This is a genomic window from Neorhizobium lilium (assembly GCF_004053875.1).
In the GTDB taxonomy this organism is placed as follows: Bacteria; Pseudomonadota; Alphaproteobacteria; order Rhizobiales; family Rhizobiaceae; genus Neorhizobium; species Neorhizobium lilii.
This window is the reverse complement of the sequence record NZ_SBIP01000003.1, coordinates 314,813-334,984: the sequence shown is the minus strand read 5'-3', so window position 1 is coordinate 334,984 and position 20,172 is coordinate 314,813. Positions and strand designations below refer to the sequence as shown.

General features: G+C 60.8%; 20 protein-coding genes. 9 read left to right on the top strand and 11 right to left on the bottom strand.

Going from position 1 to position 20,172, the window contains the following annotated elements:
* Positions 1 to 170: 170 nt before the first annotated feature.
* From EPK99_RS14225 to mutS, 3 genes are all read right to left on the bottom strand, one after another.
* On the bottom strand, positions 171 to 1,097 hold the full coding sequence (locus EPK99_RS14225) for an MYG1 family protein (protein WP_128443741.1): 927 nt from the start codon (positions 1,095 to 1,097) through the stop codon (positions 171 to 173).
* Positions 1,098 to 1,204: 107 nt separating this feature from the next.
* On the bottom strand, positions 1,205 to 1,684 hold the full coding sequence (greA, locus tag EPK99_RS14220; protein WP_128443740.1) for a transcription elongation factor GreA: 480 nt from the start codon (positions 1,682 to 1,684) through the stop codon (positions 1,205 to 1,207).
* 147 nt (positions 1,685 to 1,831) lie between these two features.
* Entirely contained in the window at positions 1,832 to 4,483 is a 2,652-nt protein-coding gene (mutS, locus tag EPK99_RS14215) for a DNA mismatch repair protein MutS (RefSeq protein ID WP_245582462.1), read from the bottom strand.
* Between the two features lie 198 nt (positions 4,484 to 4,681).
* Here mutS and EPK99_RS14210 point away from each other — a divergent pair, with 198 nt between their 5' ends.
* The 3 genes from EPK99_RS14210 (at position 4,682) to EPK99_RS14200 (ending at position 7,686) form a co-directional block, all read left to right on the top strand.
* Complete coding sequence (locus EPK99_RS14210; protein ID WP_128443738.1) at positions 4,682 to 6,982, top strand: NADP-dependent malic enzyme; 2,301 nt, start codon at positions 4,682 to 4,684, stop codon at positions 6,980 to 6,982.
* Positions 6,983 to 7,045: 63 nt separating this feature from the next.
* Positions 7,046 to 7,300: a type II toxin-antitoxin system Phd/YefM family antitoxin gene (locus EPK99_RS14205; RefSeq protein WP_128443737.1), complete on the top strand. Its 255-nt coding sequence runs from the start codon at positions 7,046 to 7,048 to the stop codon at positions 7,298 to 7,300.
* Positions 7,297 to 7,686, top strand: coding sequence for a type II toxin-antitoxin system VapC family toxin (locus EPK99_RS14200; protein ID WP_128443736.1), 390 nt, complete (start codon positions 7,297 to 7,299; stop codon positions 7,684 to 7,686). Before EPK99_RS14205 ends, EPK99_RS14200 begins: the two co-directional genes overlap by 4 nt.
* 43 nt (positions 7,687 to 7,729) lie before the next feature.
* On the opposite strand, the gene olsB is transcribed toward EPK99_RS14200, so the two are convergent.
* The 5 genes from olsB to EPK99_RS14175 all read right to left on the bottom strand — a co-directional run bounded on the left by olsB (position 7,730) and on the right by EPK99_RS14175 (position 12,963).
* Positions 7,730 to 8,602: a l-ornithine N(alpha)-acyltransferase gene (gene olsB / locus EPK99_RS14195; RefSeq protein WP_128443735.1), complete on the bottom strand. Its 873-nt coding sequence runs from the start codon at positions 8,600 to 8,602 to the stop codon at positions 7,730 to 7,732.
* Positions 8,603 to 8,700: 98 nt separating this feature from the next.
* A complete protein-coding gene (locus tag EPK99_RS14190; protein WP_128443734.1) occupies positions 8,701 to 10,464 on the bottom strand; it encodes a hybrid sensor histidine kinase/response regulator in 1,764 nt (587 codons plus the stop codon).
* Positions 10,465 to 10,520: 56 nt separating this feature from the next.
* Complete coding sequence (lspA, locus tag EPK99_RS14185; protein ID WP_128443733.1) at positions 10,521 to 11,012, bottom strand: signal peptidase II; 492 nt, start codon at positions 11,010 to 11,012, stop codon at positions 10,521 to 10,523.
* A complete protein-coding gene (locus tag EPK99_RS14180) occupies positions 11,009 to 11,869 on the bottom strand; it encodes a TrmH family RNA methyltransferase (protein WP_128443732.1) in 861 nt (286 codons plus the stop codon). The genes lspA and EPK99_RS14180 overlap by 4 nt, the downstream gene beginning before the upstream one ends.
* On the bottom strand, positions 11,866 to 12,963 hold the full coding sequence (locus EPK99_RS14175; RefSeq protein ID WP_128444235.1) for a class I SAM-dependent methyltransferase: 1,098 nt from the start codon (positions 12,961 to 12,963) through the stop codon (positions 11,866 to 11,868). The genes EPK99_RS14180 and EPK99_RS14175 overlap by 4 nt, the downstream gene beginning before the upstream one ends.
* Before the next feature lie 165 nt (positions 12,964 to 13,128).
* On the opposite strand from EPK99_RS14175, the gene EPK99_RS14170 reads away from it, so the two are divergent.
* Positions 13,129 to 13,593 carry an SRPBCC family protein gene (locus tag EPK99_RS14170; protein WP_128443731.1) on the top strand — a complete coding sequence of 155 codons (465 nt, stop codon included), beginning with the start codon at positions 13,129 to 13,131 and terminating at the stop codon, positions 13,591 to 13,593.
* Between the two features lie 26 nt (positions 13,594 to 13,619).
* Here the strand turns inward: EPK99_RS14170 and EPK99_RS14165 are convergent, their stop codons facing one another.
* The 3 genes from EPK99_RS14165 to sppA all read right to left on the bottom strand — a co-directional run bounded on the left by EPK99_RS14165 (position 13,620) and on the right by sppA (position 15,393).
* A complete protein-coding gene (locus EPK99_RS14165; RefSeq protein WP_128443730.1) occupies positions 13,620 to 13,979 on the bottom strand; it encodes a DUF1049 domain-containing protein in 360 nt (119 codons plus the stop codon).
* Between the two features lie 125 nt (positions 13,980 to 14,104).
* Positions 14,105 to 14,410: an integration host factor subunit beta gene (locus tag EPK99_RS14160; RefSeq protein WP_128443729.1), complete on the bottom strand. Its 306-nt coding sequence runs from the start codon at positions 14,408 to 14,410 to the stop codon at positions 14,105 to 14,107.
* A 26-nt stretch (positions 14,411 to 14,436) separates the two neighbouring features.
* Positions 14,437 to 15,393 (bottom strand): signal peptide peptidase SppA, encoded by a 957-nt coding sequence (gene sppA / locus EPK99_RS14155; RefSeq protein WP_128443728.1) that lies wholly within the window; start codon positions 15,391 to 15,393, stop codon positions 14,437 to 14,439.
* 199 nt (positions 15,394 to 15,592) lie between these two features.
* Here sppA and lptC point away from each other — a divergent pair, with 199 nt between their 5' ends.
* The 5 genes from lptC to hpf all read left to right on the top strand — a co-directional run bounded on the left by lptC (position 15,593) and on the right by hpf (position 20,168).
* A complete protein-coding gene (gene lptC, locus EPK99_RS14150) occupies positions 15,593 to 16,261 on the top strand; it encodes an LPS export ABC transporter periplasmic protein LptC (RefSeq protein ID WP_128443727.1) in 669 nt (222 codons plus the stop codon).
* 11 nt (positions 16,262 to 16,272) lie between these two features.
* Positions 16,273 to 16,827: an LptA/OstA family protein gene (locus tag EPK99_RS14145; RefSeq protein WP_128444234.1), complete on the top strand. Its 555-nt coding sequence runs from the start codon at positions 16,273 to 16,275 to the stop codon at positions 16,825 to 16,827.
* Between the two features lie 10 nt (positions 16,828 to 16,837).
* Positions 16,838 to 17,644, top strand: coding sequence for an LPS export ABC transporter ATP-binding protein (lptB, locus tag EPK99_RS14140; protein WP_128443726.1), 807 nt, complete (start codon positions 16,838 to 16,840; stop codon positions 17,642 to 17,644).
* A gap of 166 nt (positions 17,645 to 17,810) precedes the next feature.
* Positions 17,811 to 19,370, top strand: coding sequence for an RNA polymerase factor sigma-54 (gene rpoN, locus EPK99_RS14135; RefSeq protein ID WP_128443725.1), 1,560 nt, complete (start codon positions 17,811 to 17,813; stop codon positions 19,368 to 19,370).
* A 222-nt stretch (positions 19,371 to 19,592) separates the two neighbouring features.
* Positions 19,593 to 20,168, top strand: coding sequence for a ribosome hibernation-promoting factor, HPF/YfiA family (gene hpf / locus EPK99_RS14130; protein ID WP_128443724.1), 576 nt, complete (start codon positions 19,593 to 19,595; stop codon positions 20,166 to 20,168).
* Positions 20,169 to 20,172 lie beyond the last annotated feature (4 nt).

The window sequence follows — 20,172 nt, the reverse complement described above, 5'->3', positions numbered from 1 at the left end:
CCGACCTGCCGGGGAGGCTTGGCTTTGTTTTTCTGGCACCTGACCAGCAATTATGACCGCTGGACGTTTCCAAGTTGTTGCCTTGCGCCGCGAAGGTCAAGCCCGTTATTGCGTGGATTTGCTCACTTGACGGCAAGATGTCGATGAAGAGATGAAACCGGCGGACGACCTCAGGCAGCGCGTGCCGCCTCTTCTACCGCCAGCTCGGCCATGGCAAGGGCTGCCTCGCGGGTCTTGGCGGCCGCAATGAAGCGCCCGTTGTGACAGAAGGTGGCGCCCTTGACGCCGGAGACGGCCTCAAGCTCACCATTGGTAAGCCCCGCCCAGGCCGCGGGCAGGTCTGCACGCAGCTCGAACCTGTTTTCTTCACGCCTGATGCCCGTGACGCACCAATCGGAATCACGCGGATGGACGACGAAGAGGAGGTTGTCGGCACCGGCCTGGATGATGGCAGCACGGAAGGGCATGCCCTTCGGCAGTTCCAGAACGCTGCCCTTGCCCGTTTTCTCGATGGCTTCCATCACCAGCGCCTCGGCTCGCAGCTTTGCCGCACGCTGTGCAAGCTCCGCCTCTACGAAGATACGGCTGACGGACAGGGCTTGATGAAAGGCTTGATCCGCCGCATCCGGGCTCTCTTCATCGAAGACCGGCTTCAGGGTTTCCAGCAGGCTCGGCAGCGTGAGGCCTGCCAGCGGCCCCGCCACCGAAGGGCTGAGCGCGCCATTGTCCAGCAGATCGATCGGCAGCACGAAGCCGGCTTCAAACGCTGCGTGGATGATGTCGATATGCTCTTCCGGCGTGCTTAGATCGGCCAGATAGGGGCGCCCATAGTGCTTCCAGATCAGGCCGAAGGAGCTATAAGGCCTGCCATCATCCCGAAGCGGCGCGCCGCGCTGGTGGTGGTCGAAGATCTGGGCCTGCGGATCGTACGCACCGCCGACATCGTAGACGATACGATCACTGGCCGGAGTGATCCATTCCGGCGCCCGGCTGCGAACAATCCGGGCCTGTGGAAAAACCCGTGTGAGAATGACGCTGGAGAGCAGCTCGTCTGCATGAAAGCCACCCGAATGGGTGACGAGGAATTCTGGTTTCATGCCGCTCCGCGCCTTTGCCTGGTTCAATCACGCCAGATACCACAGCCGGCTGTAATCTCAAGTTGTCCACGCAAAATCCTGTCTAGGCGTCACCATTGCCGGGTCGCTCAGGAGATATCGATAATTTCCAGCTCCTGATCACCAAGCATGGCCACATCGCCGACGGCCTTGCCCATCAATGCTGCTGCCACAGGCGCGACATAGGAGACGGATCCGGTTTTGGGGTCTGCTTCGTCCTCTCCCACGATACGGTAAGTCTGGACGCGGCCATCGTCGCGGCTGAATTTGACGGCGCTGCCAAATGCGACTGTGTCAGTCGACACCGGCGCCGGCACCACCTGTGCCGTGTGAACCCGTTCCGACAGGTAACGCAGGTCGCGCAACGGGCCGGCCATCTGACGCCGCCGCTCGTTGACGTCTTCGACCTTGCTCGCGACTTCATAGGCTTCGCGGGCCTGCTGCAGCTGGGCTTCGAGCGCCCTGAAGCCTGCTTCCGTCACCAGGTTGTGAGGTGAAATTGCCCGATCAGGCAGCAACGTTTCCGCGGCCGTCTCGGCACTTTCTTCCTTGACGAAAGCAACGCTCACTTTTGAAACTCCTTAAACCGGCCGCCTTGCGAAGAGGGCCGTGACAGTACATGCGACGTCATTCGACATCGGACAGACTCTTCCAAACCAATATATAGGTCGGCGAGCATGCAGTTGCCAATTTCAACCAGCGGCAACTGTCCGTGTCTACTTCGTGGAGAGCTGCTTTTTCAGCGCATACAGCGCGTCCAGCGCCTCGCGCGGGGTCATGTCGTCCGGATTGATCGCCTTCAGTGCCTCTTCCACCTTTGAAGAGCCGGTGCGCTTGGCTTCCTCCCGCCGCACCGCCACCTGGAAGAGCGGAAGATCGTCGATCAGCTGGCTTGCCGGGTTCTTGCGATCCGAATCCTCCAGCTTCGCCAGCACATCTCGGGCACGAGTAACGACGCTGTCTGGAAGGCCCGCCAGCCGCGCGACCTGGATGCCGTAGGAACGATCCGCAGCCCCGGGACCCACCTCATGGAGGAAGATGACCTCTCCGTCCCATTCCCTCACCTTCATGGTGGCGTTGGAGAGGCGGTTCAGCTTCTCCGACAGAACCGTCAGCTCGTGGAAATGGGTCGCGAACAGGCCGCGGCAACGGTTTGCCTCATGCAGATGCTCGACAGCAGCCCAGGCAATAGACAGACCGTCGAAGGTCGCCGTGCCACGGCCGATCTCGTCCAGAATGACCAGGGACCGGTCCGTCGCCTGGTTGAGGATGGCCGCCGTCTCCACCATTTCGACCATGAAGGTGGAACGGCCGCGGGCGAGATCGTCCGAGGCGCCGACGCGGGAGAAGAGCCTGTCGACCACCCCGATATGGGCTGAAGCCGCAGGCACGAAGGAGCCCATCTGAGCCAGGATCGCGATCAGCGCGTTCTGGCGCAGAAAGGTTGATTTACCGCCCATGTTCGGGCCGGTGAGCAGCCAGAGCGCGCCGAACTCCGCAGTGCCATGGGGCGACAGATCGCAATCATTGGCAATGAAAGGCCCTGTCGATTGGCGGCGCAGCGCCTGTTCCACCACGGGATGACGGCCGCCTTCGATGGCGAACATTCGGCTGTCGTCAACGATCGGCCGCCGGTAATTCCATTCCTCCGACAGCAGCGCCAGCGCGGCTCCCACGTCGATGATGGAAAGTGCGCGGGCGCCGGCCTTGATCGCCTCGGCTTCCGACGTGACGGCAGCCACCATCCGGTCGAAGGCTTCCAGTTCGATCGTCAGCGCCTGATCGGCAGCATTGGCGATACGGCTTTCCAGATCGGCAAGCTCGGTGGTGGTGAACCGCATGGCATTCGCCATGGTCTGGCGGTGGATGAACCGCGCCTTGCCCTCCAGCGTATCGATCATGGGAGCCGCATTGCCGGCGGTCACTTCGATGAAATAGCCGAGCACGTTGTTGTGCTTGATCTTCAGCGACTTGATGCCGGTTTCCTCGGCATATTGCAGCTGCAGCCCGGCGATCACCTTGCGGGACTGGTCCCGCAGCGCGCGCACCTCATCCAGCTCGGAATTCGCACCATCGGCCAGAAAGCCGCCATCCCGCTTCAGGAGCGGCAATTCCTGCGCCAGCATGTTGCCCAGCATGGATTCCAGCTGCAGTGGCAGGTTCTTGAGGTCAGCCAGCGCTTCGCCCAGCTCCTCGGGCAACAGGGAGCGTTCCAGATAGGCCGCGACCCCGCGAGCGGCCTCCAGCCCCTGGAGAATGGCACCGAGATCACGCGGGCCGCCGCGGTCCAGCGCCAGGCGCGACAGAGCGCGAGGCATGTCCGGCACATGCTTGAGCGACGCTCTCAGCTCGCCACAAAGCCCCGGCTCGTCCAGCAGGAAGGAGATGGAATCGAGCCGCTTGTTGATCCGCTCCGGGTCCGTCAGCGGCGACATCAGCCGCTCCGCCAGAAGACGGGCGCCGCCGCCCGTCACGGTGCGGTCGATCACTTTCAACAGGGTGCCGTCACGTTCCCCGGAAAGGGTCCTCGTCAGTTCGAGGTTGCCGCGCGTGGCCGGGTCAATAAACAGCGTGGAAGCGCCGCTTTCACGCTCCGGCCGGCCAAGCGGCGGGCGCTCGGCGATCTGTGTCTTTTCCACGTAAGCAGTTGCGGCGGATGCGGCGGCAAGTTCGGCCCTCGAAAACGTGCCGAACCCATCCAGCGTGCCGACGCCGAAATAGCGGGCGATGCGCCCTTCTGCGGTCGCGCTGTCAAACAGTACCGCAGGCTGCGGCACGGCCACGCGGCCGAGCACGTCGAAGACCGGCTTCAGTTCAGCATCGTGAAAAATCGTGTCGGGCAGGATCAGCTCGCGCGGATCGATGCGCAGGATATCGGCGAGCAGCCGCGACGGGTCGGTCTCCGCCAGCCGGAAAACGCCAGTGGAAATATCGATCCAGGCGAGCGCCATCTGCGCTTCTGCGGCGCCACGCACCCGCGCCAGCGCCATCAGATAGTTGGATTCGGAGGCGACGAGCAGCTTTTCCTCGGTAATGGTGCCGGGCGTGACCAGCCGAACCACATCACGCTTCACCACGGATTTCGAGCCGCGCTTCCTGGCTTCCGCCGGGTCTTCAATCTGCTCGCAGACAGCGACGCGGAAGCCGAGCCCGATCAGCTTCTGGAGATAGTCGTCCGCAGCATGGATCGGGACCCCGCACATGGCGATGTCCTGTCCCATGTGCTGGCCGCGCTTGGTAAGCGTAATCCCGAGTGCGCGCGAAGCGGCCACGGCGTCTTCGAAGAAGAGCTCGTAGAAATCGCCCATACGGTAGAACAGCAGCGAATCCGGATTGTTCGCCTTGATCTCGATATACTGTTCCATCATCGGCGTGGCCGAGGCACGGCTCGCCTCCGAGGCAAGCTCGGTTGCGTTTAACGGCTCAGTAGACAATCTTTCGAATTGGGTCACGGATCGGATTTTTTGTTGCGCGGCGGAACTGGCGACACTATCGGTTATGGCCCTTGAAAGACAACATCTGCTGCGGCCCGGAGGATGGCTGCCCACAAAAAACCTGGAGGAAGCATGCCCGTCCCAGAAAAGCCTGGTCAGGACAAAGCGACACGCCCGCGCACATCGGTGACGGAACAGGAGGCTCTAGACTTCCACTCTGAGGGAAGGCCCGGGAAGCTGGAGATCACTCCGACCAAGCCGATGGCGACCCAGCGCGATCTTTCGCTTGCCTATTCGCCGGGGGTCGCCGTGCCCGTGAAGGCCATCGCCGCGGACCCGGAGGCAGCCTACGACTATACGACGCGCGGCAATATGGTGGCGGTCATCTCCAACGGCACCGCGATCCTCGGGCTTGGCAATCTGGGCGCACTCGCCTCCAAACCTGTGATGGAGGGCAAGGCCGTCCTCTTCAAGCGCTTTGCTGACGTGGACTCCATCGACCTCGAAGTCGATACGGAAAATGTGGACGAGTTCATCAACTGCGTGCGCTATCTCGGGCCCTCCTTCGGGGGCATCAACCTCGAAGACATCAAGGCACCCGAGTGTTTCATCATCGAAAGCCGCCTGCGCGAGTTGATGGATATTCCGGTCTTCCACGACGACCAGCATGGCACGGCAATCATCGCCGCTGCCGGTCTCATCAACGCGCTGGAACTCACCGGCCGGGACCTCAAGACGACCAAGCTCGTCTGCAACGGCGCCGGTGCGGCAGCCATCGCCTGTATCGAGCTCATCAAAGCCATGGGGTTCAGCTCGGACAACATCATCCTCTGCGACACGAAGGGTGTCATCTACCAAGGCCGCACCGAGGGCATGAACCAGTGGAAATCGGCCCATGCGGTGAAGACCGACAAGCGGACGCTTGTGGAAGCCATGAAGGGCGCCGATGTGGTTTTCGGCCTCTCGCAAAAGGGTGCTTTCACCGAAGACATGATCCGCTCGATGGCCGACAAGCCTATCATTTTCGCCATGGCCAATCCCGATCCGGAAATTACTCCGGAAGAGGTGGCGCGCATCCGCGACGATGCGATCATGGCGACCGGTCGGTCAGACTATCCGAACCAGGTCAACAACGTGCTCGGCTTCCCCTATATCTTCCGCGGCGCGCTCGATGTCCGCGCCCGGCAGATCAACGATGCGATGAAGATCGCCGCGGCCCGGGCGCTTGCCGATCTTGCGCGCGAAGACGTGCCGGACGACGTGGCTGCCGCCTACCAGGGCAACCGTCCGCGGTTTGGCGCGCAGTACATCATTCCCGTTCCCTTCGATCCGCGGTTGATCTCGGCCATTCCGGTCGCCGTCGCCAAGGCCGCGATGGAAAGCGGCGTCGCACGCCGCGATATCGGCGATCTGGGCGCCTATGCCTCCGAGCTTTCCGCACGCCGCGATCCGATCGCCGCGACCACGCAGAATATCTATGAGCGCGTGCGGCGCTTCCCCAAGCGCGTCGTTTTCGCGGAGGCCGAAGAAGAGCAGGTGATGCGGGCGGCCATCTCGTTCACCCACCAGAAGCTCGGCACCGCCATCCTGCTTGGCCGCGACGACGTGATCCGCTCGACGGCCGAAAAGGCGGGCATCGATCTCGATCGTCCCGGCATCGAGATCGTCAATGCGCGTCTCTCCAATCGCGTCGATACCTATATCGACCATCTGTATGCACGCCTGCAGCGTCACGGCTTCCTCTATCGCGACGTGCAGCGCCTGATCCATAACGACCGCAACCATTTTGCCGCGACCATGGTGGCGATTGGCGATGCGGACGCGATGGTGACGGGCACGACCCGCAACTATGCGACAGCGCTTTCCGACGTGCGCCGCTGCATCGACGCCAAACCGGGGCACAAGGTGATCGGCGTCTCGCTAGTGATTTCCCGAGGCCGGACGATCTTTGTGGCCGATACTGCCGTGCACGACATGCCGAATGCCCAGGAACTTGCCGATATCGCCGTGGAGGCCGCTCGCGTCGCCAAGCGCATGGGCTACGAGCCGCGTGTTGCGCTCGTCGCCTATTCCACCTTTGGCCAACCGATCGGCGAGCGGTCGGAACGGGTGCGCGAGGCGGTGAAGATACTCGACAGCAGGCGCGTCGATTTTGAGTACGATGGTGAGATGGGCGCCGATGTGGCTCTCAACCCGCACCGCATGGAGCAGTATCCATTCTGCCGGCTTTCAGGCACGGCGAATGTGCTGGTCATGCCGGCGATCCATTCGGCCTCGATATCCACCCGAATGCTTCAGGAACTCGGGGCCTCGACGGTGATCGGACCGCTTCTGGTCGGCCTGGACAAGTCCGTCCAGATAACCTCCATGGGCGCGAAGGATAGCGATATCGTCAACATGGCGGCGATTGCGGCCTATAACGCGGGCACCTGAGGCGGTTGAAAGTTTTCACCCAGTGGACTAAGTTCAGTGAACTAAGTTCACTAGGTGCAGGCCATGAAAACCGTCAATATCCATGAAGCCAAAACCCATCTGTCGCGTCTCGTCGAGGAAGCGGCAAACGGTGAGGCTTTCGTTATAGCCAAGGCCGGCAAGCCGATGGTGAAGGTCGTGCCGCTAGAGGAGGCGCCCCTGGAGAAGCCAAAGAAGCGCAGAGCCGGCTTCCTGAAGGGCTATGCTCAAGTTCCCGATGACTTCAATACGATGTTTGCCAAAGAGATTGAGGAGATGTTCTACGGAGACTCTAAATGAGGGTTCTTCCGGACTCTCACATCCTCGCATGGTTTGCGGAAGACGACGAGAAGCTTACTGCAGAGATGCGTGAGATCCTCGAGGACGATAGCAACGAGCTTTTCTTCAGTGCGGCGAGTATTTGGGAACTTGCGATCAAGCGTGCCTTGAACCGCCACGGTTTCAACATCGAGCCACGCATGCTGGAACGCTCTCTCGTCGAGAACGACTTTACTGAGCTTCCGGTCACGTCGCGGCACGCCCTTGCCGTCGAAAGCTTGCCACCGATCCACAAGGACCCGTTCGACCGCATCCTGATCGCCCAGAGCATGTCGGAGGGAATGCTGCTCTTGACCTCAGACGAAACCATCGCGCGATATAGCGGGCCGATCCGGCTCGTCAGGTAGACCCTCGCGATATTCCTGAGGTCATTTCACCGACGGTGAAAACTCAGCTCGCAAAGCGGCGGGCGTCGGCGCCGAAATGGTTGATGTAGCGGCCGGAGATGGCGGCAATCGGCAGGACGATCAGCACATCTGTGGTGTTGAACGCCTCGTCCACCACCGCACCGTCGCCGATCATCGCGCCAAGGCGCAGATAGCCCTTGATCAGCGGCGGCATAGCGGACAAAGCCTTGCGTGCATTGATCGCTTCCACGGGCATGAGATCCATCTGGCGATAAAGCTCGGGCAGCGCCGATACGGCCCAATCGTCCTTCGCCGAAACCGTATGATAAAGGAAGGACAGCGCCAGCGCATGCTCTTCCGGAGAAATGCCTGGGAAAGACGCGCAGCCGAACATGGCATTCATGCCGTGCTTCAGCGCATAGGCCCAATTGCCCTGCCAGAGCAGTTCAACCGTCCGCTTGGTCCGGTAGTCCGGCAGAACGCAAGAGCGGCCCAGTTCCATGAACTGCTTTTCAGGATGACGCGCCAGAAGCGGGGCAATGTCGAATTCGGAAGCTGAATAGAAGCCGCCATTGGCCAGCGCCACCTCCTGCCGCAGCAGGCGATAGGTGCCGACGATCTGATCCTCGATATCGCCTTCGATCGCGTTGTCTACGACGAGAAGATGGTCGCAGATCGCGTCATAAGAATCGACGTCGCGGCGAATGCGCATGGCATCCGGGCTCAGCTTAGCGTGCATTTCCTCGACAAAAACGCGATAACGCACAGCCTGCGCAGCATCGATCTCGCGGGCATTGCGAGCCAAGCGCGTTTCTAGCGTGCCGATGCGTCCGAAGACGTCGCTGCTTGCCGGAGTAAGGGCCGGCGCCTGGTTTGCTTCAGGAGTCAATTCGCGGTTCAGGAATTCAAGTGCCATGGTGATTCGTCCCGTCCCGGTTGGATCACCGCCATAAAACATCTCTCTGCAACAACAAGGTGACAGAGTTGTCACAATAGGTATTCCGGCACAGCGCGTCAACGCGCCTGACTGCGATTAGTTCCCTCCGGACGGAGATGCTGCACCTCCTCGACAAGCTGTCCGGGATTTACCGGCTTCTGGAGAACCCGATCCGCCCCGCAACGTAGCAGTTTCTGATGCAATTCGGGTGCCGCCTCTCCCGTCAGAATCATGATCGGCGTGTAGCGAGACGGAGCAGCCGCACGAAATGCGGCCAGGAACTGCATTAATGTGCCGCCCGGCATGTGCATATCGCAGATAACGAGATCGGGCGCGTTTTCTGCATGTGTCGCGGCCGCTGTCAGATCCGGGAAATCCGCCATGATCCGGACCCGATGCCCAGCTTTTTTGAGAATGGCCTTCACCAACATGGCGTTGACCGGATCGTCTTCCCCCAGCACGATGTCGAGCCCGGCCGGGACCTGTGGAACCGCGGCCGGCAAAGAAATGACCGCCGGGTGCTGCTCGGCAACGCTGTCGCGAGAGCGAAAGCCACGCAGGCGGCCGCTGAGCACATCGATCAGCGACTTTTCGCGCAGCGGCCTGATCAGCCAGGCATCGAAGAAGTCCTGCGGCTGCGAAGCGCGCTCCTCCGGGTTGACCAGAAGAATGCGGTGCAGGGGCGCATGCGAGGGCTCGCAGGCATAGTCGGACGCCAAACGGTGATCGACGATCAAATCCGTGTAAGGCGCGGGTCCGGCCGCGGCACGATCGAGGAACATCTGCACGAGAGACGGATCAGAAACATGGCGGCAGCGCCCGCCGAGTGTTTCGATGCTTGCAACCGTGCCCGTGGCCGCCGGCCCTTCCGGCGCAAGAAGAAGCACGCGGGAGCGGGACAGAAGAAAACGGCGCTCGCCTGCGCCTGCCGGTGCATCCTCGGCAAGCGAAAGAGGAAAACGGATGACGAAGGTGCTACCCTGACCCTTGCGGCTTGCCACCGAAAGCGAGCCGCCGAATTCCGTCAGGATGCGCGACGCAATGCCAAGTCCGAGGCCGGTGCCGCCGCTGCGCTCGGACGCCGAACCAATCTGCTCGAATTCGCCGAAAATGCGCCCCTGTTCCTCGGGTGTCATTCCGGACCCGCTGTCGATGACAGCAATCGAAACCTGGCCGTCTACCAGCGTGGCCTCAACCAGAACGCCGCCGGTCGCAGTGAATTTGACTGCGTTGCCGATGACATTGAACAGCACCTGCCTCAGCCGGCCAGGATCGAAATCGAGGAGCTCGGGGATATCCGCGGCAATTGTCGCTGCGACTTCTATGCGCTTTTCGTGAGCGCGCGGCGCCAACATCTCGACGACGCTTTCGATCAGCTGGCGCAGATTTTCCGACCGGTTGTTGAGCCGGAAGCGGCCCGCCTCCATGGTCGAATGATCGAGCAGGTCCTCGACGAGCTGGGCCAGTGCGTAGCTCGACTGCCGGATACCGCTCAGGTAGTTCTGCTGTTCGGCGGTCAGCTTGGTCTGCCCCAAAAGGTGGGTCATACCGAGCATACCGTTCAACGGCGTTCGAATTTCATGCACGACGGTTGCGATCTGCCGCGATTTGGCGGCGCTTGCGGCCTCGGCATTCTGCAAAGCCTGCCGCATGTCAGCGGTTCGGCTCGGCCAGCGCCAGAAGAAGATGTGAGAAAATAGCCGGCCGATCGGGTTTTGCGATGACGGCGTCCGTTGCAGCGGCGGCACCAGGTGCTCGCCCGCGGCCTGCTCCTCATCCCCAAGGGTGGGAGCCGTGAACGCCTTCGAGATACGTTCATGTATTTCGGCGATCTGGCGCATGGTAGAAAAGGTATCCGCCTTTTCTTTCCGATTTCCTAGATCAATTCGATAAAATCTTATGCAGCCGGCTTTTTAGGACCGACAAGCTCGTCGATGATGACCAGCGCTGCGCCGATGCTGATGAAACTATCCGCCAGATTGAAGACGGCGAAAGACCAGTTCGCCGTGTGGAACAGAATGTAATCAATCACATGCCCATAGAGGAAGCCATCGATCAGATTGCCGATGGCACCTGCAATGATGAGGGCGAAACCCGTATGCGCGAAACGCCGATCCTTGGCCGTTCGCCGCCACAGCCACAAGACGAAGGCGACGATGAGGATGCGCATGCCGACGATGACTTCGCGCTCCATTCCAGACAGCAGCGAGAAAGCGACCCCGAGATTATAGGTGCGGTAAAGTGCGAGCACCGGCAGAAGCGGAACGGCCTCTTCAAGCGGCAGATAAGCCTCGACAGCCAGCTTCACGGCCTGATCGAGCACGACCGCCAGAATGATCACGATGGCGGCCACGATGGGCCGAGACAGGGGTGCGGCGCGGGCGGTCATTCTTTTGCGTCCAGTGCGAGAAGATGGCGCCGGGCCTCGAACAGCATGACAGCGGTCGCGACGGCGAGATTGAGGGAATCGGCCCTCCCCTGCTGGGGAATGCGCACGGTGCGATCCGCGGCCTTGGCAAGATTTTCGGGCAGGCCCGATTGCTCGTTGCCCATCAGCAGCACGGTCGGCTTGTTACGATAATCGACGGTTCGGTAATCGACGGCGCCGGCCAGATGCGTGGCGACGACCTGTGCGCCCGCATGCTTTTGCCAGGCCAGGAACTCTTCCACCGATGCCTTCACCACCGGTACGGCAAACACGGAGCCCATGGTAGCGCGCACCGTTTCCAGCGAAAAGGGATCGGTGCAATCGCCGATCAGCAGAACCGCCGAGGCGCCAGCCGCGTCCGCCGTGCGAATAATCGTGCCTAGATTGCCGGGATCGCGCACCCTGTCGAGCGCCACGATCGTCGCGCTCTTTTCAGGCCGCAGGTCGTCTAGCTTTCTCCAGCGTTGCTCAAAGACACCGACCACCATTTGCGGGTTGTCCCGCCGCGTCACCGAAGACAGCACTTTTTCGCTGACTTCCAGCACGAGGCCGCCATGGGCGACTGTTCTGGCGGCCACCTGTTCGACCAGTGGCTTGCTCTTGGCCGCCTTGGCATAGATGAGGGTGCGGATCACCCAGCCAAGCTGCAGCGCATCGATCACCAGTTTGAGGCCTTCCGCCATAAAGGTCCCGCTTTCCTCGCGGTCCTTCTTGTTGGTAAGCGCCTTGATGTCCTTGATAATCGGGTTGGACAGGGACGTGATTTCCTTCACCTGCCCCACGCGTCGCGGTCCGGTTCGTTGCATATCGTCGGTCATACCGGCACCCAGCGGCTGAAAAGGGAAGTGGAAAGCGCGCGGCCCGGCGTCTTGCCGTCAAGGCCCGCTTCGCGGATGACAAGTTCGCCCGATTCCACGACGCCACCTGCGCCGCGCATGGTCTCGCGCATCAGTTCGTGTATTGAGAAGAAGCTTGCCCGGATGGAATAGGCTGTGAGAACGAGGCCGAGCGCGTTCGGGGAAAGGAGCTCGCGGCAGATATCGAGCATCAGAGGAAGATGGTCGAAGAGGTGCCAGACTTCACCATTCGGTCCGCGTCCGAATTTGGGCGGATCGGTGAGGATGATGTCGTATGTATTGCCCCGACGCTCCTCCCGCAGGATGAACTTCATGGCATCCTCGCAGATCCAGCGAATGGGCGCCTTGTCGAGCCGCGAAAGCGTCTGGTTTTCGCGAGCCCAGCCGATCGCCTTCTTGGACGCATCCACATGGGTGACTTCGGCGCCGGCAGCGGCCGCAACCAGTGAGGCCACACCCGTATAGCCGAACAGGTTCAGCACCTTGACCGGCCGATCCTTGCCCCTCTTCGCCTGCTCTACCTGGGACTTCATCCATTCCCAGTGAACGATCTGCTCGGGAAACACCCCGACATGCCGGAAGGCGGTAAAGCGACCGAGGAAATCGATGCCGAGCAGCGAGAGCGGCCAGGTCTCCCCCAGGGCCTGCCCTTGAAAACGCCAGCGCCCCATGCCGTCCTCGTCCGTATCGCCGGTGAAGACCGCATCGGCCTTCTCCCATACATGGGCCGGCAGCGCCGGCTGCCACAGGGCCTGCGCCTCGGGCCGCACGATGCGATAGGAGCCGTATTGCTCGAGCTTCAGGGCATTGCCGCTGTCGATGAGGTGAAAATCGCCAGCGCCAGAGGATTCCAGGATGACCGGAACACGCTCGGGCGGGCGGTCACCGGTGCGGTGGCTGAGCGGGCGGCTTTCCACAACAGGCTGTAGGGCCTGCTTCTGCAGTTTTTCCTGGGGTTTAGGCACAGGTTTTCCGACAGCAGCGGGGCGTCGCGGCGTTTCCTGTCGGCCAGCGGCCTGACCCTGGCGCATCGGCCGCCTGTCCTTGTTCTTCAACACATTCATCCGGTTTCATCAAAGAGATGGCAGCAGATAGCATTTGCGCGCGGCTCTTTCAAAGGGGCAAGCAGCAGTACCGCCCACACAAGACGTCAATGGCGTCTTGGCTTCAAGGGCGGCTCTTGTCATAACTGTGTCGAACAGGCTTGGGAGGAGCATGACATGGATATGGAAGGCGAGGAGCGGATCGCAGCACCGCGCGCGGTGGTTTGGCAGGCCTTGAACGATGCGGATATTCTCCGTCAGTGCATTCCGGGCTGTCAGAGCTTGGAATGGACGTCGCCGACGGAACTGGCCGCGGCCGTGAAGCTCAAGATCGGCCCCGTCTCGGCCAGCTTTTCCGGCGCCGTGACTCTATCCGACGTGGTCGCTCCGGAAAGCTACACGATCACCGGCGAAGGCAAAGGCGGGATTGCCGGTTTTGCCAAGGGCGGCGCACAGGTAACGCTGCTCGATGAGGGGCCGGAAACGCTGCTGCGCTACACGGCACAGGCGCAGGTCGGCGGAAAGCTCGCTCAGCTCGGCTCGCGTCTGATCGGGTCTAGCTCCCAGAAGCTGGCCACGCAATTCTTCGCGGATTTCAACAAGGCAGTCGTGGCACGCGCCGAGCAGTCTGTCCAATCATAGCCCTCGCGGCATCGGCTGCGGAGCGTCTAATTGACCTTGACGATCTGCGATGCGGTGCTGCCGCTGGGATTGGCTGAAACACTTGTCGCGGCAGGTGCAGCCACCGCCTTGTGCCATTTCACGGCTTCCCGCGCCTCGATGCGAGCCTGACGGCGATAGCGTCCCTGGCTCCACCAGGTAGCGGCCGAACCGATCGCCATACCGAGCAAGATGGCAAGAAGAAGGAAAAGGAAGAAGGGCGCGCTCAGGGAGAGAACGCTGTCTTCCGGCCGAAACGGATTGAGCGCCAGCGTGACCATCTGCCGATTGGCCACCGCCAGCACGACGAGTACAATGCCCAGCGGCACGAAGATCACCAGCGTGAGGATCCGTTTCAGCTTATCCATCAAAAACTCCCGGCGGCAGACAAGGCGCTAAACATAGAGGCAGGCGGCGGCAAGCGTCGTCTGCCTGCATGGCAGAATAGGTGCCAGACCGGCCGTTTCAAGGGCAGGAACCGACACGCGCCGTTTCAATCCTCTTCTTCCTCGTCCGCGAGATCGGGGTTGAGACGCTCTCGCAGCTCCTTGCCGGTCTTGAAGAACGGCACCCATTTCTCCTCCACGAACACGCTTTCCCCGGTGCGGGGATTGCGGCCGGAGCGCGATGGCCTGTTCTTGACGGAGAAGGCGCCGAACCCGCGCAATTCCACGCGATTTCCCGCCGCGAGCGCGTCCGTGATTTCATCCAGGACGGCATTGACGATGTTCTCGACGTCGCGATGGTAGAGATGCGGATTGCGCGCCGCTACAATCTGCACCAATTCTGACTTGATCACGATTGCCCCCTGAAAAACCTTGGCTTTTAACGCTGACCAACCTGCCAAACGGAGACCAGACCGTCAAGGAACAACTTGTCGGTGCCTAGAACCTGCAGTGCCGACGGGACAAGAGATCGATCCACTCCCATCAGCTGCATAACGGTTATCATGGCGTGCGAGAACCAGAAGGATGACGAGCTGCTGTCGTCCTTCCATTCCACGACCGGCAGGTCTTCGGAGACGCCTCGTCCCTTCAGATAATTGCGAATTTCCTCGTCGCCGCCGAGCTGATCCACCAGCTTGACCTTGAGCGCCTGGCGACCGGTGAAGATGGTGCCGTCTGCGAGCTTCAACACTTCGTCACGCGGCATTTTGCGGCGATCGACAACCAGATCGACGAACCAGGCATAGCTGTCCATCACCATGTTGCGGATCATGGTCTTGGCTTCTTCGCTGGCCGGATGGAATGGCGAGGGCTCGGCCTTGAGCGGCGCCGACTTGATCTCCTCCAGCGAGACGCCGATCTTTTTCATCACCTCATCGACCTGAGGGTATTGGAAGATGACGCCGATCGAGCCGGTGATGGAGCTTTCGCCCGCCACGATGTAATCGCCGGCTGTGGCAATCATATAACCTGCCGAGGCCGCAAGCGTGCGTACATCCGAAACGACCGGCTTGGTTTCCGCCACATGGCGGATCGCCTTGAAGATACGTTCGCCGCCATAGGTGGTGCCGCCGGGCGAGGAGATGGAAACGATCAGCGCCTTGACCTGGCTGCTCTTGGCAATGCTGTCCAGCCGCTCCAAAAGCTCCCGGTCGTCGGTGATCATGCCCGAAATGCGGATCTGGGCCACATGCGGCACCGCGGAACCGGCGGAGGACCCAAGCGTGACCCTGTAGAGGGCAAAACCGATACCGACCAGAAACAGAAGGGCGATAACGCGCCAGAAACTCAGCTTGCGCCGAAGATGCCGGCGCTCGGCAATTGCCATTTGATCCATAAGCGATTTCCTCATAATGCGTGGCAGCCTAGCTAGGGCATCGCCTGCCGCTTCAAGCCCTGATATCACGTTTTTCTGTTGTCATTATTGTTTGTTGATGAATAAAAACCATATTGGGCGGCAAGAGAACGGGTGCTCCTCCGCCAATGTGCGGAAAATGTTGCACACGGGGCACCAACAAGGACCAAGGCCAGCATCCATGCTGCAGCAACTCATCAAGTCGGCGGGCCTTGCAAGCGCCCTCAGCGCACCGTCCGGCGCATATCAGGCAGCGGTCGCGCATTCGGCGCTGGTCGGCCGGCTGAAAGTGCTTCTACCCATTTCCGCGGCCGTCATCTCCCTCGCCTTCATCGGAGTGGCCGTCGTCCGCGCCTATGTGCCGGAAAACCTGTCCATCGAAAGCGCCCGCATAGAAGATGGCAAGATCGTCATGGAGCGGCCGGCTATTTCGGGCCGCAACGGCGACGGCATCAACTATTCGATGGTCGCCAACCGGGCTCTGCAGGATATAGAGAACCCGAACAAGATCACGCTGCAGGATGTCAAGGCGGCAGTGCCGATCAATGACGAGGTGATTGCCCGGGTGGCCGCGTCCGGTGCCGACTTCGATCGCGGCAGCGATATGCTCGATCTGACATCGCCATTCGACGTGAACCTCAGCAATGGCATCACCGCCCGCTTCAAGTCTGCGCATCTGAACATACCCGGTGGGGTGATGGACAGCCGCGACCCCGTCAACATCACCATGACCGGTGGCGCGATTGTTGCAGACTCCTTAAAGATAACTGATAAAGGACATACCATCACCCTCATCGGGCAGGTTCGCGTCAACGTCGATCCTGCCGCCATTCGCAACAAGGGCAAGTGAGCCAGGCCACCATGACCTATCGCCGCTATCAGACCACCGCAACTGCCGTGATCGCGGCAGGACTGATGTCCTGCCTGGCCTTCGCCGCCCATGCGCAATCCACCACCAGCAATATGGATGGCCTCAAGCTTTCCAAGGACCAGCCTATCCAGATCCAGAGCGACCAGCTGGAGATCAAGGACCAGGAGAAGAAGGCTTTCTTCACCGGCAATGTGCAGGTCGTTCAGGGCAGCACAACGATGAAGGCCGGCAAGATGACCGTGCTTTACACCGGGGAAGGCGCGTCCGTGACAGCCGGAGCCGCCGACATCGACAAGATTTTCCTCGACGACACGGTCTTCCTCACCTCGGGCACCCAGCAGGCGACTGCCGAAAAGGGCGAGTTCGACATGGCCACCCAGACCTTTACGCTGGAAGGCAAACAGGTGGTGCTGTCGCAGGGCGCCAATGTGTTCAAGGGCTGCAAACTGACCGTCCTGATGGAAACGGGCCAGGCCAAGCTGGACGCCTGTGGCGGACGGGTCGAGATCATGCTCGATCCCAAGTCGCGGCCGCCGAAGCAGTAGACCCACGCCCGTGAAAATACCGTTCCTTTCCAGCTCGTCGGCAACCAAGCCGTCTGCTCCCGATCCCTTCATCGCGCGTGACAAGGCGCGCTATGAGGGAACCCTGGTGGCGCATGGCCTTTCCAAAAGCTATGATACCCGTCGCGTCGTGAACGGGGTTTCCCTGGTCGTGCGTCGCGGCGAAGCCGTGGGATTGCTCGGCCCCAACGGCGCCGGCAAGACGACATGCTTCTACATGATTACTGGCCTGGTGCCCGTCGATGAAGGCATGATCGCCATCAACGGCAACGAGGTGACGCGCATGCCGATGTATCGGCGGGCTCGCCTCGGCGTCGGTTATCTTCCGCAGGAAGCCTCTATCTTTCGTGGCCTCAGCGTGGAGGACAATATCCGCGCCGTACTCGAAGTGCACGAGCCCAACCGGGACAAGCGGGAAAGCAAGCTCGACCAGCTTCTGGAAGAATTTCATATAAGCCAACTCCGCAAAGCAGCGGCGGTGGCTCTTTCGGGCGGCGAGCGGCGTCGGCTGGAAATCGCCCGCGCGCTTGCGACCGATCCTGCATTCATGCTGCTCGACGAGCCCTTTGCCGGCGTCGATCCGATCTCGGTGTCCGACATCCAGAATCTGGTTCGCCACTTGACGGCCCGCGGTATCGGGGTACTGATAACGGACCATAATGTTCGCGAGACGCTGGGCCTCATCGACCGGGCCTATATCATCCATGCCGGCGAAGTTCTGACCCATGGCCGCGCGGACGACATCGTGAACAATCCGGATGTTCGCCGTCTTTACCTTGGCGATAAATTCAGTCTCTGAGCCGGCAAAGAATTCCTCCTCGGCCTGCTTCGAGCGCTTGACCAAATCTCTCAAAAAAGCAATTCTCGTGCCAGATGCAATTCTGGCAATACGGGGGTAGGGCCGGAAACGCAGCAGCCGCGATGATCCGCGGCTGATGGGGATCTACGGGAGTTTTGCGTTCACCATGGGTTTATCCGCCAGCCTGTTTCTGCGGCAGACGCAATCGCTGGTCATGACGCCGCAGCTGATGCAGTCGATCCAGCTGCTGCAGATGACGCATTTCGAACTCAACCAGTTCATCGCCCAGGAAGTCGAAAAGAACCCGCTGCTCGAAATAGCGTCACCGGAGGGTGAAAGTGGCGCGGATTTAGCCTTTTCAGGCAGTTTCGAGCCTGAAAGAGCAGCGTCCGAACACGAATCCAGAGAGGGTGACGGCGGCGAGGCAGGCTGGTTTGACACGCAATCCGACGGTGCGCCCCAAACCCTTGGCGAAGACCTCGATGCCGGGTTTGAAAACGTCTTTCCCGATGATGGACCGGCGCGACGCGCCGACGCGCCTGAGCTTCTATCCCAATGGAAGTCCATGCCCGGCGGAGAGTCCGGCGAGGATTACGACCTCGATGATTTCGTGGCCGGGCATGTCGGGCTTCGTGAGCATATCAACCAGCAGATCCCGTTCCTGACCGCCAATCCCTCCGAGCGGCTGGCCGCGCAGCATCTGGCCGATCAGCTGGACGATACAGGCTATCTGCAGGGAGACATGGAAGAGATCGCCGGGCGGCTTGGCAAGACGCGGGCGGAGATGGAATCCCTGCTGCATGCGCTGCAGACGCTCGACCCTCCTGGCGTTTTCGCACGATCCTTAAGCGAATGCCTTGGCATTCAGCTGCGCCAGCAGAACCGACTCGATCCCGCCATGGCTATGCTCCTCGACCATCTCGACCTCCTGGCAAAGCGCGACTTCGCGAGCCTGCGCAAGATCTGCGGCGTCGATGACGAAGACCTGCTGGACATGCTTTCCGAGATCCGCAAACTCAACCCGAAACCGGGTGCGGCCTTCGACGTGGTCGTTTCCGAAGCGGTTGCTCCCGATGTCGTCGTGCGCCAGTCCTCGGATGGCGGCTGGCTGGTGGAGCTCAATCCGGAGACCCTGCCGCGCGTGCTGGTGAACCAGACCTATTTCCAGGTCGTCTCGAAGAAGTGCCCGAAGAACGGCCCTGACCACGACTTCCTGTCTGAATGTATGCAGAATGCCAATTGGCTGACGCGCAGCCTGGACCAGCGTGCGAAAACGATCATGAAGGTGGCAACCGAAATCGTCCGGCAGCAGGACGCCTTCCTGCTGCATGGCGTGGATCATCTGCGCCCGCTCAACCTGAAGACCGTGGCCGAAGCCATCAAGATGCACGAATCGACCGTCAGCCGCGTTACCTCCAACAAATACATGCTGACTCCGCGTGGCCTGTTCGAACTGAAATATTTCTTTACCGTTTCCATCGGCTCGGCGGATCAGGGTGGCGATAGCCATTCCGCCGAAGCAGTGCGCCACAGAATACGTCTGCTGATTGCCCAGGAAGCGCCGGATGCGGTCTTGTCTGACGACGATATCGTGGTGAACCTGAAGCATGGCGGCGTGGAACTCGCGCGCCGGACCGTGGCCAAGTACCGGGAAGCCATGAACATCCCCTCCTCCGTACAACGTCGCCGCGAAAAGCGTGCCATGGCCCGGTTGGCTGCCGTTTGAACGGCAGCTGCTGGCGCGGCTTGGCCGAAGCGGCAATCGCCTACAGGTTGACAATGGGTTAAAGCGGAGCTAGAAGCCCGCCCGAATTGACGGGGCCTACTCAACCGGCATCCATGGCGATACGATGGTCCTAATTCATCAAGTCGCACCTGAACGGCTTGGATGAGAGATCAGCTTGGCGTAGACTGAACACGCAAGTCACGACAAGAAGGAGAGAACTCCATGAGTGTGCGTGTGTCCGGTAAGCACATGGAAATAGGCGAGTCGTTCCGCGAGCGGATCGAAGGCCACATCGGCGACGCGATCGCCAAATACTTCGACGGAGGATATTCCAGTCAGGTTACCGTTGAGAAGTCGGGATCCCGTTTCTCGGCAGATTGCAAGGTCCATCTCGATACCGGGGTTGTCCTGCATGCCGCCGGCGAAGCGAATGATCCGCAAGGCTCTTTCGATGCCGCCGCACAGCGGATCGAAAAGCGCCTGCGCCGCTACAAGCGGCGTCTGAAGGACCATCACGCGGGCAACCATCTGAACGGAAGCTCCGAAGTTGCCTATACGGTAATGGACAGTGTACCGGACGAAGACGAGGAAGTGCCGGACGATTTCGCGCCCACCATCGTGGCCGAAAGCTCCAAGCAACTCCAGACGATGTCTGTCGCGACGGCCGTCATGGCACTCGACATGACAGACGAACCTGTTCTCCTGTTCCGAAGCCCCGGCAAGGAACAATTGAACATCGTATATCGCCGCAATGACGGCAATATTGGCTGGATCGACGCGGCCAATATCAAGAACTGAGCAA